Annotated in this window: 13 protein-coding genes and 1 tRNA gene; 9 read left to right on the top strand and 5 right to left on the bottom strand. The window is 66.2% G+C overall.

What is annotated here, in order from left to right:
- The first annotated feature begins 122 nt into the window (after positions 1-122).
- The 6 genes from ACGHJ7_RS07690 to ACGHJ7_RS07665 are packed head-to-tail and all read left to right on the top strand — an operon-like array spanning position 123 to position 7496.
- Positions 123-641: a 2Fe-2S iron-sulfur cluster-binding protein gene (locus ACGHJ7_RS07690; protein ID WP_390476057.1), complete on the top strand. Its 519-nt coding sequence runs from the start codon at positions 123-125 to the stop codon at positions 639-641.
- Complete coding sequence (locus tag ACGHJ7_RS07685; RefSeq protein WP_390476055.1) at positions 638-1624, top strand: FAD binding domain-containing protein; 987 nt, start codon at positions 638-640, stop codon at positions 1622-1624. Before ACGHJ7_RS07690 ends, ACGHJ7_RS07685 begins: the two co-directional genes overlap by 4 nt.
- Complete coding sequence (locus ACGHJ7_RS07680) at positions 1621-3810, top strand: xanthine dehydrogenase family protein molybdopterin-binding subunit (protein WP_390476053.1); 2190 nt, start codon at positions 1621-1623, stop codon at positions 3808-3810. Before ACGHJ7_RS07685 ends, ACGHJ7_RS07680 begins: the two co-directional genes overlap by 4 nt.
- A complete protein-coding gene (locus ACGHJ7_RS07675) occupies positions 3807-4685 on the top strand; it encodes an XdhC family protein (RefSeq protein WP_390476051.1) in 879 nt (292 codons plus the stop codon). Before ACGHJ7_RS07680 ends, ACGHJ7_RS07675 begins: the two co-directional genes overlap by 4 nt.
- Complete coding sequence (locus ACGHJ7_RS07670) at positions 4675-5331, top strand: NTP transferase domain-containing protein (protein ID WP_390476050.1); 657 nt, start codon at positions 4675-4677, stop codon at positions 5329-5331. Before ACGHJ7_RS07675 ends, ACGHJ7_RS07670 begins: the two co-directional genes overlap by 11 nt.
- A gap of 17 nt (positions 5332-5348) precedes the next feature.
- Complete coding sequence (locus ACGHJ7_RS07665; protein WP_390476048.1) at positions 5349-7496, top strand: S9 family peptidase; 2148 nt, start codon at positions 5349-5351, stop codon at positions 7494-7496.
- On the opposite strand, the gene ACGHJ7_RS07660 is transcribed toward ACGHJ7_RS07665, so the two are convergent.
- Both ACGHJ7_RS07660 and sppA read right to left on the bottom strand, forming a co-directional pair.
- A tRNA-Val gene (locus tag ACGHJ7_RS07660) sits at positions 7475-7549 on the bottom strand. The two genes, ACGHJ7_RS07665 and ACGHJ7_RS07660, sit on opposite strands and share 22 nt — an antisense overlap.
- A 77-nt stretch (positions 7550-7626) precedes the next feature.
- A complete protein-coding gene (sppA, locus tag ACGHJ7_RS07655; protein ID WP_390476046.1) occupies positions 7627-9513 on the bottom strand; it encodes a signal peptide peptidase SppA in 1887 nt (628 codons plus the stop codon).
- Between the two features lie 133 nt (positions 9514-9646).
- On the opposite strand from sppA, the gene ACGHJ7_RS07650 reads away from it, so the two are divergent.
- The 3 genes from ACGHJ7_RS07650 to ACGHJ7_RS07640 are packed head-to-tail and all read left to right on the top strand — an operon-like array spanning position 9647 to position 12351.
- On the top strand, positions 9647-10690 hold the full coding sequence (locus ACGHJ7_RS07650; RefSeq protein ID WP_390476044.1) for an aspartate carbamoyltransferase catalytic subunit: 1044 nt from the start codon (positions 9647-9649) through the stop codon (positions 10688-10690).
- Entirely contained in the window at positions 10687-11934 is a 1248-nt protein-coding gene (locus ACGHJ7_RS07645; protein WP_390476293.1) for a dihydroorotase family protein, read from the top strand. Before ACGHJ7_RS07650 ends, ACGHJ7_RS07645 begins: the two co-directional genes overlap by 4 nt.
- Positions 11935-11979: 45 nt before the next feature.
- A complete protein-coding gene (locus tag ACGHJ7_RS07640; RefSeq protein WP_390476042.1) occupies positions 11980-12351 on the top strand; it encodes a PilZ domain-containing protein in 372 nt (123 codons plus the stop codon).
- A gap of 110 nt (positions 12352-12461) precedes the next feature.
- Here ACGHJ7_RS07640 and ACGHJ7_RS07635 read toward each other — a convergent pair whose 3' ends face one another.
- Genes ACGHJ7_RS07635 through ACGHJ7_RS07625 form a run of 3 tightly spaced genes read right to left on the bottom strand, consistent with a single transcriptional unit; the run spans position 12462 to position 15255 of the window.
- The gene (locus ACGHJ7_RS07635) at positions 12462-13871 is read right to left on the bottom strand and encodes an SPOR domain-containing protein (protein WP_390476041.1); all 1410 of its coding nucleotides are present in this window, start codon (positions 13869-13871) and stop codon (positions 12462-12464) included.
- A 35-nt stretch (positions 13872-13906) separates the two neighbouring features.
- Positions 13907-14512, bottom strand: a complete 606-nt coding sequence (locus ACGHJ7_RS07630; RefSeq protein WP_390476039.1) for a hypothetical protein — start codon at positions 14510-14512, stop codon at positions 13907-13909.
- A gap of 26 nt (positions 14513-14538) precedes the next feature.
- The gene (locus ACGHJ7_RS07625; RefSeq protein WP_390476037.1) at positions 14539-15255 is read right to left on the bottom strand and encodes an AAA family ATPase; all 717 of its coding nucleotides are present in this window, start codon (positions 15253-15255) and stop codon (positions 14539-14541) included.
- Positions 15256-15441: the final 186 nt, after the last annotated feature.

The following is a 15441-nucleotide window of genomic DNA, read 5'->3' as shown; positions in this document are numbered from 1 at the left end:
CGTCCATCTGCATTCGTATGTGATCCGCCGGATGACGGGTTTGTGGGCGGTGCGGCGAAAAGGTTTGCTTCGCGCCGGACCCATCGGCTCGCTTGCAGGTTAGGTTCACGAAGGAGATTTTCGTGACCGTCAGTATCAATGGCACAGCCCATCCCCTGCCAGGCGACCCCCGGACGACGCTGTTGGACTTCCTGCGGCACGATTTGCACCTGACAGGCACGAAGAAGGGCTGCGATCATGGCCAGTGCGGCGCGTGCACAGTCATCGTCAACGGGATGCGGATCAACAGTTGCCTGACGCTGGCAGCAATGCATGACGGCGACGAGGTGACCACGATCGAGGGACTGGGCACGCCGGACGACCCCTCTGCCTTGCAGAAAGCCTTCGTCGAACATGACGGGTACCAGTGCGGCTATTGCACGCCCGGCCAGATATGCGCCGCGACGGCGATGCTGGAGGAGATCGCCAATGGCTGGCCAAGCGATGCGACGGGCGACCTCGAAGGCTCGGTCGATGCGACGGACGAGGAAATCCGCGAGCGGATGAGTGGCAATCTGTGCCGCTGCGGGGCCTATGCGAATATCGTTGCTGCCATTCGCGAAACGGCGGCCGGCACGTCGGCGAAGGAGGGCGCGGCATGAGGCCTTTCGATTACCAGCGCCCCGACAGCCTCAAGCACGGTTCGCAGCTCACCGCATCCGGGGACAGCATGGCGATTGCCGGCGGGACCAATCTTCTCGACCTGATGAAGCTGCAGGTGGAAGCACCATCGCGGCTGGTCGATATCGGCCGGCTGGGCATGACCTCCATCGAGGACATGGACGATGGCGGCCTGCGTATCGGAGCGCTGGCGACCAATACGGCTACGGCAAACCATGCGCGGGTACGGGCCGACTATCCCGTCCTCTCGCGTGCCATCCTTGCCGGGGCGACCCAGCAATTGCGGAACAAGGCGACCACGGGCGGAAACCTGTGCCAGCGGACCCGCTGCTTCTACTTCACGAATATCGACCAGCCCTGCAACAAGCGCGAACCGGGTAGCGGGTGCGGGGCCATCCCGGGCATTGCGCGGCTTCACGCCGTGCTGGGTACGAGCCGGGAATGCATCGCGACCTATCCCGGCGACATGGCCGTGGCGATGTCCGCGCTGGATGCGACGGTCGAGATCGCAGGCGAGGGCGGGGATAGCCGCTCGGTCCCGGTCCGCGACTTTCACCGCCTGCCCGGCGATACACCCTGGAAGGACAATGTGCTGGAGGATGGCGAGATCATCACCGGCGTGATCCTGCCGGCGCCTGTCCCGGGCAAGCAGCTTTACCGGAAGGTGCGGGAGCGGTCGTCCTATGCGTTCGCGCTCGTCTCGATTGCTGCGATCGTGGCGCTGGAGGACGGGCGGTTCACCCGCGCCGACCTCGCCTTTGGCGGCCTTGCGCACAAGCCGTGGCACGATGCCCGCCTGCCGGGGCTGCTTATCGGGAAAGAGCCGTCCGAAGCGCTGTTCGACAAGGCTGCCGACCTGCTGCTCGAAGACGCGCAGGGATATGGCGAGAACGATTTCAAGATCCCGCTGACCCGGAGCACGCTGAAGGCGGTTCTGGCAGAGGCGACGGAGACCGAACTATGACCACGCATCTCAAACAGGACGAGCCCGACAGCGCAAACCGCCTCGACGGGATGAATCAGGGCATCATCGGCAAACCGTTGCCCCGTGTCGAAGGGCTGGCCAAGGTCACGGGCACGGCCCCCTATGCTGCCGAATACCCGGTGGAGAACCTTGCCGAAGGGGTGATCGTCACTTCCACCATTACGCGCGGGACAGTGAAATCGATCAATGCGCCGGGCATCATGGACAAGCCGGGCGTCATTGCGGTGATCGAGGACGAGCGGATGACAACCCGCGCTGCCCAGGGCACCGCCAACGAAGCGCCCAAGCAGGAACCCGGCACGGTCTGCTACTGGGGGCAGCCGGTCGCGCTCGTCGTGGCCGAGACGTTCGAACAGGCCCGCGATGCCGCGAAACATCTGGAGATCGAATACAACACAAAGGAAGGCGCCGCGCTCGACCCCGGAGCAGTCGAGCCGGAAGAACAGGACGGCGATACCATCGACCAGGGCGATTTCGCCGCTGCCATGTCCGCCGCCGAAAATAGCATCGACGTAACGATCGAGACCGAAGGCCATGCGAGCGCCGCGATGGAGCCGCACGCCGCGATCGCGCAATGGGACGGGGAAAACCTGACGGTTCACGCCTCGCTCCAGATGCTGAACTACAACATCTCCGAACTCGCCGACGCGGTGGGGCTGGAAGAAGACAGGGTTCGTATCCTCTCGCGCTTTGTCGGCGGCGGCTTCGGATCGAAGCTGGGCGTCAGCGAGGAAACGGTCGCGGCTTCGCTCGCCGCGATGCAGCTTGGCCGTCCGGTGCGAGTCGTAATGAGCCGCCAGCAGGTGTTCCAGACCGTCATGCGGCGGTCCGAAACCAAGCAGCGCCTGCGGCTTGCCAGTGGCAGCGACGGCAAATTGACGGCGTTCGGCCATGACGCGCTGGTGTCGAACCTGCCCGGCGAGGAATTTGCCGAACCGGTCCTGCAATCCTCACATTTCCTCTATGGCGCACCGAACCGCGCGCTGAAGCTGAAACTTGCGCGCATTCACCGCATGACCGCAGGGTCCGTGCGCGCACCCGGTGAGGCGGTCGGGATGCCGGCGCTCGAAGCGGCGATGGACGAAATGGCGGAGAAAGCCGGGCTCGACCCGGTGGAATTCCGCCTGCGCAACATTCCGGAGAAGGATCCCGAGCAGGGCCTGCCGTTCTCCTCTCACAAGCTGGCCGAATGCCTTCGGCAGGGCGCCGAGGCTTTCGGCTGGGACAGCGGCGCCCGCAGCCCGCGCCACACGCGCGAAGGCGAATGGTGGGTCGGCACCGGCATGGCCAGCGCCGCCCGGGTCCACAACGTCGGGGAGGCGAAGGCCCGTGTTACGCTGAAGGCGGACGGGACCGCGATCGTCGAGACCGACATGACCGATATCGGCACCGGGACTTATACCATCCTGGCGCAGATTGCCGGGGAGATGCTGGGCCTGCCGGTGGACAAGGTGCTGGTCGACCTTGGCGATACCGCGCACCCTCGCGGGCCGGGCTCAGGTGGTAGCTGGGGGGCCGCGTCGGCTGGATCGGCGGTCTATCTCGCCTGCCGGGGCCTGCGCGACGCCATTGCGGAAAAGGCCGGCAAATCGGCGGACGAATTGCATCTTTCGAACGGATCCATCGAAGGCGGGGAGGACCTTGTCGCATTGCTGCATGGCGCGGACCTGTCCGAGGAAGGCCACTACGAACCCGGCGACATCGCGGACGACTACACGGCTTCGGGCTTCGGTGCATTCTTCGCTCAGGTGCGGGTCAACCGTTTCACCGGGGAAACCCGCGTCGACCGGATGCTGGGCGCTTTCGGCTTTGGGCGGGTGCTGAATGCCAAGACTGCGCGCTCGCAATGCCTTGGCGGTATCACGTGGAGCATCGGGGTGGCGCTGACCGAAGCGCTGCATTTCGATCCCATAGACGGGCATCTGGTCAACTGCGATCTTGCCGAATATCACGTGCCCGTGCACCGCGACATTCCCGATGTCGAAGTCGTCATGGTCGAGGAACGCGATCCGGTCGCCAGCCCGATACAGGCGAAGGGTATCGGCGAGCTGGGCATGTGCGGCGGCGCGGCGGCGATTGCCAACGCGGTCTATAATGCTGCCGGGGTTCGGTTGTACCAATACCCGATGACACCCGACCGCGTCCTCGCTGCCATGCAGAAATGAGCACGCTAGCTGCACAACGGCCGCGTGTCGCCGACACACACGCCGACAGTGACCACGCAGCGTTGGCAGCGGCGTGTGAGGAAGGCGTCGCCCTTTGCACCGTAGCCGGGATCGATGGCAGCTTCTCCCGCCGGGCGGGGGCGCAATTGGCCGTCTATCCCGACGGGCGGACGGCAGGCAGCCTGGCCGACAGGTGTCTCGACCGGCAACTCGCCGCCGACATACTCGAACTGCGCGAGCCGGTGCTGCGCCGTTACGGGCGCGGCTCGGACTTCATCGATTTCCGGCTGCCGTGCGGCGGCGGCCTGGACATCGTGCTGGACCCGTCACCGGATCGCGGGGCCTGCCGCAGGTCGATGCGCGATCTGGAAGAGCGGCGGAGTGCCACGCTTCCCCTTCCGCAGGTCTCGCCGCTCAGCGAACGACGCTACCTTCCCGGCCTGGCAATCCGCGCGTTCGGCGAGGGAGCCGAGCTGGAGATGCTCGCCCGTCTGTCCGATGCCATGAGTATCGGGATCGAGACCTTTACCCCCGACGACCTGATGCTCGGCAGGGCTTCGGGCCTTCCGCCGGCCGATCCATGGACTGCGGCGGTGTTCCTGTTCCACGACCATGAATGGGAACTCGCCCTGATCGAGGAAGCGCTGGAGGGAAGCGCATTCTATATCGGCGCACAAGGCGGCGAGAATGCGCGTATCGGCCGCACAGTCGATCTGCTGGCGCGCGGAGTCGATGAAGGCAGCATCGCTCGCCTGCGAAGCCCCGTTGGCCTTATCCCGTCATGCAAGACGCCCGAAGCGCTCGCCCTTTCCGTGCTGTCGGAAATCGTCGGAGAATACGAGGGGCTGAAAGACCGGATGCGCGATGGCGCATGAGGGCGGGGTCGGCCTGATCCTGCTTGCCGCAGGCAAGGCCAGCCGGTTCGGAGGCAACAAGATGAGCGCTTCGCTCGCCGGCCGGCCGCTCCTTTCATGGGCGATGGAAGCGTGCGGCGAATCCGGCATCGCGCGCAAGGTGCTGGTGGTGCGAGAGGACAGCGCCCTTGACCCACCCAAAGGCTGGCAGGTCGTCGTGAACACTCGCGCGGAAGAGGGGCAGTCGACGTCTATTCGCGCCGGAGTCGATGCCTTGCGCAAATGTAGCCGCATTGTGATCGCGCTGGGCGACATGCCCTTCGTCACGGCGGCGCACCTTACCCGCTTGGCCGAAGGTAAGGGCACGGTGTTCACACGCTATCCGGACGGGCGTCGTGGCTGCCCGGCGGCATTTCCGCCTGAAACATATGGCGCACTCATGTCCATTACCGGCGACAAGGGCGCGGCATCGCTCGACCTGCCGGGGGCGCAGGCCATTGCGCCGACAGATGGCGGACCCGGCAGGATGCTGGCCGACATCGACACAGCAGCGGACCTCGCCCGCCTTTCCCCGGCAGCCGAGGAATCTCTCGATCCCCCCGAAGCCCCGCACGGTCCTGTTGCCATGGCGGCAGTCATGCCGCACCCTCGTTTCGAGAGAGAATAGGACATTCGGGTCTAGGGATGATTATGAAACAGTATTTCGCCGCCGCAGCATCGGCTGCCTGTCTCGCCGCCGCGATGGCTGCGCCGGTCTGCGCGCAAGAGGCCCCGCGCCTGTTCACGGCAGAGGACGTGTTCGAACTGGAATGGGCCGACGAGCCGGAAATCTCACCCGACGGCGACCGCGCGCTGTATGTGCGCCGGTCCAACGATATCATGACCGACCGCACCGTGTCGCAGGTCTGGATCGTCGATCTTGCCGGCACCTCGCACGAGCCGCTGCTTGCCGATGGCGGTTCCTATCGCTTGCCCCGATGGGCGCCCGATGGGGAACGCATTGCCTATCTGAAGTCCGCATCCGGTCGCACGGGCCTTTACGTGCATTACCTGGATAGCGGCAGGGACGCTCTTCTGGGGACGTTCGAGGAAGGCCCTGTCAATCTTGCGTGGTCGCCCGATGGTTCTGCTATTGCCTTCACCATGGCGGTGAAGGGCGAAAGCGAGGCGCTGGTGCGCGCACCGAAGAAACCCGAGGGCGCAAGCTGGGCAGAGCCGCCCAAGGTCATCGACCGTGCCCGCTACCGCTCCAACGGGGAGGGGTTCCTCGAACTCGCCTACGACCACGTGTTCGTCATTCCTGCGGACGGAGGCACGGCGCGGCAATTGACCAGCGGCGATTTCAACCATGGCGGCCAGCTGTCCTTCACCCCGGACGGGCGCGAGATTCTCTTTTCGGCGAACCGCAATGCCGGTTGGGAACTGCAATCGCGCGAAGCGGACATTTTTTCGGTCGATGTGGCGACGGGCGCGCTGCGGCAACTGACGGCGGAGGCAGGGGTGGAGGAAAGCCCCGCCGTCTCGCCGGACGGGGGCCTGGTCGCCTATCTCAGGACCGGGAACGAGCCTGAGCCTTTCCTGCCGACCGATGTCTACCTGATGGATCGTAGCGGCGGGAACGCGCGCAACCTGACCCCCGATCTCGACCGCCGCGCAGGGGACGTGCAATGGCTCGGCAACCGGGAAATCGCCTTCACCTACCAGAACCGGGGCGAGAACAATGTCGGCACGGTCCGCACCGATGGCAGGCGCTCGACCTTGGTCGAAGGCATTGGCGGCACCACGGTCGGCCGGCCCTATGTCAGCGGAACCTACGATGCCGGGCGCGGCGGGGCGCTGGTCTACACGAAGGGCAGCGCGCAGCGTCCGGCGGACCTCTATTCCTATCGCGGCGGCCGCACGCGCAGGCTGACGTCGCTCAACGAGGACCTGCTGGCACAGCGCGATCTGGGCGAGGTACGATCGTTTACCTACGCCTCCTCGCTCGACGGGCTGGAGGTGCAGGGCTGGATGATCACGCCGCCGGGCTATGTCGAAGGCCAGGCCTATCCGCTGATACTGGAGATCCATGGCGGGCCGCACCTCGCCTACGGTCCGCACTTCTCCGCCGAATTGCAGCGCATGGCGGCGGAAGGTTACGTCGTCGTCTACGACAATCACCGCGGCTCCATCGGCTACGGCAGCGAATTCGCGAACCTGCTGAAATACAAGTATTCGAGCCCCGACGACTTTGCAGACCACATGTCGGCCGTGGACTGGGCGATCGACAACGGCGTCGCCGACCCGCAGAACCTGTTCATCGCAGGCGGCTCTGCCGGCGGGATAGCGACCGCCTATGGTGTAGGGCTGACCAACAGGTTCAATGCGGCCGTGGCGGCCAAGCCGGTCATCAACTGGGTATCGAAGGTGCTGACGGCGGACAGCTATATCGGCCAGATCGCCAACCAGTTTCCCGGCCCTCCGTGGGAGCATCTCGACCATTACTGGGAGCGTTCGCCGCTGTCGCTGGTCGGAAACGTGGAAACGCCGACCATGCTGATCACCGGCGAAGTCGACTACCGCACGCCGATCTCGGAGACGGAGCAATTCTACCAGGCCTTGCAATTGCGCCGGATACCCAGCGCCATGGTCCGGATTCCGGGAACCAGCCACGGCATCGCAGCCCGCCCGTCATTGCTGAATGCAAAGACCGACTACACCCTCGCCTGGTTCGAGAAATACCGCACCGATAGCGGCACTCCGGCAGAAGAAAGCGCCCCGCGGTCGAGGTCAGATTTGGAGAAAAGCGCCGCTCCGGCCGGACCGGCAAATGGTGGGCGCGGCAAGGATTGAACTTGCGACCCCACCCGTGTGAAGGGTGTGCTCTACCACTGAGCTACGCGCCCGCTCGCTGTGCCGATGCACGCGGCGAAGGGCGCGCCAATGGCATTGCGGCGCGAGATTGGCAAGGGGGCTTTGCGCCCTAGTCGAGCAGGGCGGCCAGTTTCTGCCAGAAACCTGCGCGCGATCCGGCCGCCGCCAGCAAAGTACCACGCGCGGGCGGGGTGGGGCATTCGAGGCAATAGGCCTGCATTCCGCGCGTCGTCAGCAGGCGCGAGGCGTCCGCCTCCAGCCGGTCCAGCGTGCCTGCCTGCCGGTTTGCCATCAGCGCGAAGACATCCTGCGGCACGGCCCGCGCCGCGTCCGGCATGACGAGAGAGCGAAGGAGCGTGTCGTAGGTCGCCTCCCCGTCGCCCAGGAATGTGAGATGCCAGCCGTCATCGACAACGCCAGCCTGCGCGGCGACCCATTCGGCGGCTTCGTGCAGGCCGCCATACTGGTCGACGAGGCCGATCTGCCGCGCCGTACCGCCATCCCATACGCGGCCCTGGCCGATGCGGTCGGCCTGCTCTTCCGACAAATTGCGCGAGGTGGCGACCAGCCGGATGAAATCGGTGTAGCCATCGCTGATGGAGCTTTGCAGGATCGAATCGACCTCCGGCGTGAAGCCGCCGATCAGGTCTGGCTGTCCGGAAAGCGGCGTGGTGCGCACCCCGTCCGAATTGACGCCATATTCGGCCGCCAGGTCCTCGAAGGTGGGAATGACGGCGAAGATACCGATAGAGCCGGTAATCGTCTCCGGCTCTGCAAAGATGCGGTCGGCGGGGGTCGAGACCCAGTAGCCGCCGCTGGCGGCGACATTCGCCATGCTGACCGCGACGGGAATATCGCGCGCCTTGTGCCGCAGGATTGCCTCCCGGATCAGTTCGCTGGCGAGGACGGACCCGCCCGGCGAATCCACCCGCACGACGAGACCGGCGAGGTCGTCTTCCAGCGCATCGTCCAGCAGGGCGGCGATCCGGTCGCCTCCGGCCGTGCCGGGGCCGGCTTCCCCGTCCACGATCTCGCCCGCGATCGTGACCACGCCGATGGCGCTGCCGCCCGTATCGCGCGGATTGTCGGCCAGCCAGGGATCGAGTTCGGAATAGGCGTAGCTGCCGGGCGCATCGCCATACGGGTCTTCGCCGGAAATTTCCGCGACGCGCTGGCCGAATTCGACCTTGTTGCCGAGCTTGTCGACCAGACCGGCCTGTAGCGCCGCTGTCGCCAGATCGCCGGACGATGCCTCGACCCACGCGGCGGGATCGGCCGTGACGCGTTCGATGTCGGTCCGGGGGCGCGCCTTCTTCACATGGGCCTGCCACTCTTCCCACAAGGCCTCGTAGAGGGCGGTGTAGTTTTCCCGCGCAGGCTCCGACATGCCGGTTTCGAGATAGGGCTCCACTGCGGACTTGTACGTGCCCACGCGGTAGACGCGGGCATTGATGTTCAACTGTTCGAGCAGGCCTGCGTAATACAGCCGCTCGCCGCCGGGCCCGGCGATGAAGGCGCCGCCCAGCGGATCGAGCCAGACCTCCGATGCGTGGGATGCCAGCATCATGCCGTCATCTGCATAGGCGACGGCATAGGTCAGGACCGGCTTTTCCGCGGCGCGCACCCGGTCCAGCGCTGCGCCGATATCCTGCAGGTGAGCCTGCCCGCCGCCCAGGAAGCCGGACAGGTCGAGCACGACCGAACTGATCCGCTCGTCGGTCGCCGCCGTGTCCAGCGCGTGGACCAGGTCCTGCACGTCGTATTCGCCGACCGGGGCGGTGCCCGACAGCAACGCATCGAACGGATCGACCGGAGTCTTCTCCTCCACCACGTAGCCGTTCAGTTCCACGAGCAGCGCGCCTTCGGTGACCTGCGCGGGCGAGGGGCGGGCAGTCAGCACGCCGTAAAGCGCGAAGAAGAACAGCAGCAGGAGGACGAGCACCAGCGCGTCCTTCACCCCCACGAGGAGCCGCCACACCGATTTTGCGAATGCCATTGGATTTCCTTGCTGGACGGCGCCGGCAGCGACCCGTGCGCCCGTCTTTCGTCAAAGATAGGACGGAAGGCGCGGGCGCGCCACCGCTTTCCCCTTGAGCGGGCCACAGCCCTCGACTAGTGGCATCGCTTTGATGACATCGGCAGGCTCCTCCCCCCACGGCGACCGCTATCCGGCGGGCGCGCACGCATTCCCGCACCGCGACCTGACCGGGATCGCGCAGCTGGAACGGCACGAAATCCTCTATCTGCTGGACGAGGCGGAGCAGTGGGTCGAACTGAACCGTCAGTCGGACAAGCATTCGGGAGAGCTTGCCGGTCTCACCATCATCAACGCCTTCTTCGAGAACAGCACGCGCACGCTGCTGAGTTTCGAAATCGCGGGCAAGCGGCTGGGGGCGGACGTCGTCAACATGCATGCCGCCACTTCCAGCACGAAGAAGGGCGAGACGCTGATCGACACGGCGATCACGCTGAATGCCATGCGGGCCGATGCCATCGTCATCCGCCACGGGTCGAGCGGGGCGGTGGACCTGATTGCGAGCAAGGTGGACTGCCCGGTCCTGAATGCCGGCGACGGCAGCCATGAGCATCCGACGCAGGCCCTGCTCGATGCGCTGGCCCTGCGCCATGCGCTGGAGGAACGCGGCGAAGGGGCGGAGGATTTCACCGGGCTGACCGTCACGATCTGCGGCGACATCCTGCACAGCCGCGTGGCCCGGTCCAACATTCTGTGCCTGCAGGCCATGGGGGCCAGCGTTCGGGTCTGTGCGCCGCCCGCGCTGATGCCCGCCGCCATCGAACGGATGGGAGCAACGGCGTTCCATGATTTCGACGCGGCACTGGACGGCAGCGACGTCGTGATGATGCTGCGGCTCCAGTCGGAACGGATGAGCGGGCAGTTCATCCCGTCCGAACGCGAGTATCACCACCTTTACGGGCTGACGCAGGCCCGGCTGGACCGCGCCGCGCCTGACGCGCTGGTCATGCACCCCGGACCGATGAACCGGGGGGTGGAAATCGACAGCGACGTGGCCGACCGGCTCGATCGGTCGATCATCACGCGGCAGGTGGAAATGGGCGTGGCGATCCGCATGGCATGCCTCGACATCCTGACGCGCCGCGCGCGCGGCGTGGAGGGTTGGTCGGGCGAGCGGGGCCGGGGGCAATGGGTATGAAGCAGGTGCGCGCGCTTACCATCACCAATGCGCAGGTAGTGACCCCGGCCGGTATCGCCGAAGGGGCCGTGCGCTGTGCCGGGGGACTGATCTCTGCGGTCGGGGATGCGGCCCCGGCCGATGGCGACGAGATTCACGACGCGCAGGGCCGCACGCTGATGCCGGGCCTCGTCGATTTCGGCGTCTTCGCGGTGGACAAGCCTGCCTTTCATTTCGGAGGCATCACCCGCGCCGCGCTGATGCCCGACCAGTCGCCGCCGCTCGATCTGCCGAGCCGGGTCAGCTATATTTCCAAAAGCGGTAAGCCCGACCTCTGGGTCCATCCCCTGGCCGCTGCAACCAGCGGTCTTTCGGGCGAAAAACTGGCCGAAATCGGCCTGATGCGCGAGGCCGGTGCGCGCGGCATCGCAACCGGACGGCAATGGATCGCCGACAGCGCGACCATGCTGCGCGTGCTGCAATATGCCGCCATGCTGGACATGGTCGTGGTCGCCCATGCCGAAGATGCCAGCCTGGCCGGAAGCGCCGCGGCGACGGCAGGCGAAATGGCGACCCGCCTCGGCCTGCCGAGCGCGCCTGCCGAAGCGGAAGCGATTGCGGTTGCGCGCGACATCGCACTGGCGGAACTGGCCGGTGCGCGGGTTCATTTCCGGCAGATCACGACGTCCGCCGCGCTCGACCTGGTCCGGGCAGCGAAGGCGCGGGGCGTGGCCGTGACGGCCGGTGTCACCCCGGCGCATTTCATGCTGTCCGACCTGGAGACGGCAGGTTTCAGGACCTTTGCCCGCCTGTCGCCTCCCTTGCGCAGCGAGAGCGACCGGCAGGCCGTGCGCGCCGCCATTGCCGACGGTACGATCGACGTCATCTCCAGCGGTCACGATCCGCGCGGGGCGGAGGACAAGCGCCTGCCCTATGCCGATGCTGCCGCCGGGATGGCGGGGGCCGAAACCCTGCTCGCGCTGACGCTGACACTGGTACGCGACGGCATCATCGACCTGCCGCGCATGGCGGACCTTCTCTGCGGTGCCCCGGCCCGCCTGCTCGGCGCCGAGGCCGGCGTCCTGCGCGAAGGGGCGGAAGCCGACCTCACCCTCGTCGATCCGGACAAGCCATGGATCGTCGACAGCCGCAAGATGGAAGCGGCTGCAGGAAACACGCCGTTCGACGGCCAGCCGATGCAGGGCCGGTCCATCGCTACGTGGAAAGGCGGTATCGCGACGGGCGACAAGGGATTAAAGCCTTAACCAACGTCGTTTACTTCTCGGGATTACAGGAACAGATACACCGCGATGATGACCGGACATGATGATCCCCGCGATGATGGCGACAATCCGGATATCGGACGACGCCGGCAGGATCGGCAGAAAGTCGGTCTGCAAGGGCGGTATCGCCGTGGCTCCGGTGTTCCGAAGGACGTCTGGATTACCGACCTTTCACAGACCGGATGCCGTTTCTACGACCGCTTCGGCACCATGAAGGCCGGAACGCCCATCACCCTGAGGCTGGGCACGTTCGGCCCGATCCCGGCCGTGGTTCGCTGGTGGGACAACCAGGTCAACGGCGTGGAATTCGTCGAGCCACTTCACATCTCGGTGTTCGAGCATGTGTGCACGCAGCTGTCGGAGAAGCCGCCGGCCCATCTCGATTTCAGCCGACTCTAGGCAGCCTTTTCGCCCATCTCATCCATAGACAAAAAAGCCCCTCCCGGCATGTGGGCCGGGAGGGGCGATAGAACCCCCTTGCGTAAGGATGCAGGGTATCGTGTCCGGTATCAGCGGCTCGCCATGCGGACGCCCGTATCGATGGCGCCGGGCAGCGGGGCGTTGCGGGCCCAGGTGATGCAGCCCTGTCCGTTGGACTTGACGCTGGAGCACATGGAGCGGGCACCGGCATTGTCGAAGCCGGCCGCCGATACGCGGTAATAGATCTTGCCGCGAACGCGGGCTTTCGTGATGACCATCTGGTGGTCGGACAGCTGGGAATAGCGCTGGGCGTAGATGCCCCATGCGCGCTTCGCTCCCGCTTCGGAATTGAAGCTGCCGAGTTGCACCAGGTGGCTGTCGCCGCCTGCAATCGACGCCTGCGCAGCAACCTTGCGGACCGGTTCCGGCTTTGCGCCATTGCGGACGGGCATGGTCTGGACGACCGGGCTGGTGACGAATTCGATGGCACTGCGAGCGATCTGCGCGACAGTGGCACCTTGCGGAGCGGGCGCTGCGAAGGCGTCCTCGAAACTTTCCGGCTTGGTTGCAGGCGGCACGACGGCTGCGACCTGCGGGACAGCTTGCGAAACGGGCTGCGCAGCAGCGCGCGCAGGCGTAGTGTCACCGCGCGGCGCGGAAATTTCGGCCAGTGGCGGCAATTCGCGCGAGGCGCCGGCAGTCGCAGGCACGGCCTTCGGCTCGAACGCTTCGGCAAGGGCAGGGGCCATCGCGGCGGCTTCGGCCATCTGCTGCTCGGCACCGGGAGCGACGTTCAGAGCGAGGGCGGCAGGCATCCCGCTATCGCGCCGGACCGGCACGTTCAGCAGAGCTGCCACGCGTTCGCGGTGGGCATCGCCGGTGGACGTCTTGGCCCATTCGGACAGACGTGCGTCGAGCATGTCGCCCGGCACGTCTTCTGCCGCCATGACGCGGGCCGCCCGCCAATTGCCCTGCAGGGCATAGGCATAGGCGAGGTTCTGGCGAACCTTCGCGGTGTTGTTTCCGGCACGCAGGGTGCTGGCAAGGACATGGACGCCGCGATCCGCATCGCCGGCCAGTGCCAGCGCGAGGCCGCGATCGGCGGCGGGAATGCTGTCGCGCCAGTCCTCCAGCACGCCGAGAGCAGCGTTCTGGTCACCGGCGCCGATCAGTGCGAGCGAATAGCCGAGCGCGGTGCGCGGGCTGGTGTCGCCTAGGGTAATCGCATCCTCGAACCCGGTGGCTGCCGACTGGAAACGTCCGGCGTCGAGATAGGCTGCGCCAAGAACGGCGCGGTAGGTTGCGTTGCGCGGTTCCTGCGCGACGGCGCTTTCGGCGCTGGCGACGGCAGCCTGCGCCTCGCCCGAGGCGATGGCGGTGCGGGCGTCGCTGGCGGCGAGGTCTGCGCGCTGTCCGCCCGCAGAGGTGCACCCGGCAAGAGCCACGGTCGCAATCGCGCTCGTGAGGGCCAGGCGGGTAAAGCTTTGCTTGCGGATCATTGTCATTCCCCTTCGGGCAGTGCTTCTTCGGGCGTTCACTTGTTGGCCACTTGCGCGGCCATCGAATCGATTTCGGGCATTTCGCCCAGCAGGCGGTCCAGCGCTTCGGTCACCAATTGCTGGGCGCTGCGTCCCTTGACGGTGCTGGCAAGGCGCAGCTTGAGGTGACGCTCTGCATCGAGGCGCAGCGTAAAGGCGGCCCGTTTGCCTTGCGAAATGGCGGAACGGCGCTGCTGCGAAGACGAGGCGATGCGTGCTTCGGTCTTCGGGGCAGCATCATCCGATGCCTTTGCGCCGTGGTGCTCGGAAGGTTCGGCAGCGGCGGAGATCCGGCTCGCCAGTTCTTCCTGCTGCACCTTGGCGGGCGAGGGCTTGGCGATGGCGGTATGCGCTGCGCCCGCGTCCTCGGCGGGCTCGGGCGCGGGGGTCAGGCCGGCGAAGCCGCCGGTTTCCTGCGAACGGTCGTCATAGGGCTCGCCCATGTCGTTCCATCCCAGGTCCTCCAGATTGGCGGCAAGTGCAGCGGCCCCTGCAGGTCTCTCTCCATGAAGCGGCGCGATCTGCGGACGCATGGCCGGCTTCGCGCCGCCCTTGCGGGCCAGCAGCGTGGGGCTGAGAGAGGCGAAGCTGGTTTCTGTCATGGCTGTCCCTTTTCCCTCCGCGGCGATCAGGACGCGACGCGGCGGCCGAAACCGCCTGCGGGACGATAGGTGCCGGGCTGCGCGGCGGCCTGGGTCGGCGCGGCGAACACGGTGCGGCGGAAATTCTTTTCCAGCCGGTCGGCGAGGTACCCCCACAGGGCGGTCACTTCGGCAGCGGAACGGCTGTTGGGATCGACTTCCATGACCGTGCGGCCATCGATCATCGAGGCTGCGAAATCGGTGCGGTGGTGCAATGTGATCGGGGCGACGGTGCCGTGCTGGCTGAGAGCGACGGCGGCTTCGGACGTAATTTTCGCCTTGGGCGTTGCCGCGTTGACGCAGAACACCAGCGGCTTCCCGGCGCGTTCGCACAGGTCGACCGTTGCACCGACGGCGCGCAGGTCGTGCGGGCTGGGGCGGGTGGGTACGACGATCAGTTCGGCCACGCCGATGACCGACTGGATGGCCATGGTGATGGCGGGCGGCGTGTCGATCACGGCCAGCTTGAACCCCTGCTGGCGCAGCGCCTGCAGGTCGGTTGCAAGGCGGGCCACGGTGGTCTGGGCGAAAGCGGGATATTCCGCCTCCCGCTCGTTCCACCAGTCGGCAAGCGAGCCCTGCGGATCGATGTCGATCAATACGACCGGGCCGGCCCCGGCCCTCTGTGCCTGAACAGCCAGATGGCCGGACAGGGTGGTCTTGCCCGATCCGCCTTTTTGCGATGCCAATGCCAGTACTCGCAAGGCCTGGTCCCCCTGATAAATTCCAAAACGGTCCCCAGCGCCTGTCGCCGGAGGTCTGCGGAGGGAAATCGCAGGATACCCCTAATTTTGGGTTAAGACTGGCGTGCCGGGGGCAGCGATGACGGTCCGTTAAGGACAAGGTCGGTGCGGGCGCGGGGGCATAAATGCTTTGCTAACGGGCTGTTC

The sequence above is a fragment of the Altererythrobacter sp. MTPC7 genome (genome assembly GCF_042851395.1).
Taxonomy (GTDB): domain Bacteria; phylum Pseudomonadota; class Alphaproteobacteria; order Sphingomonadales; family Sphingomonadaceae; genus CAJXSN01.
This window is presented reverse-complemented; position numbering and strand designations above follow the sequence as displayed.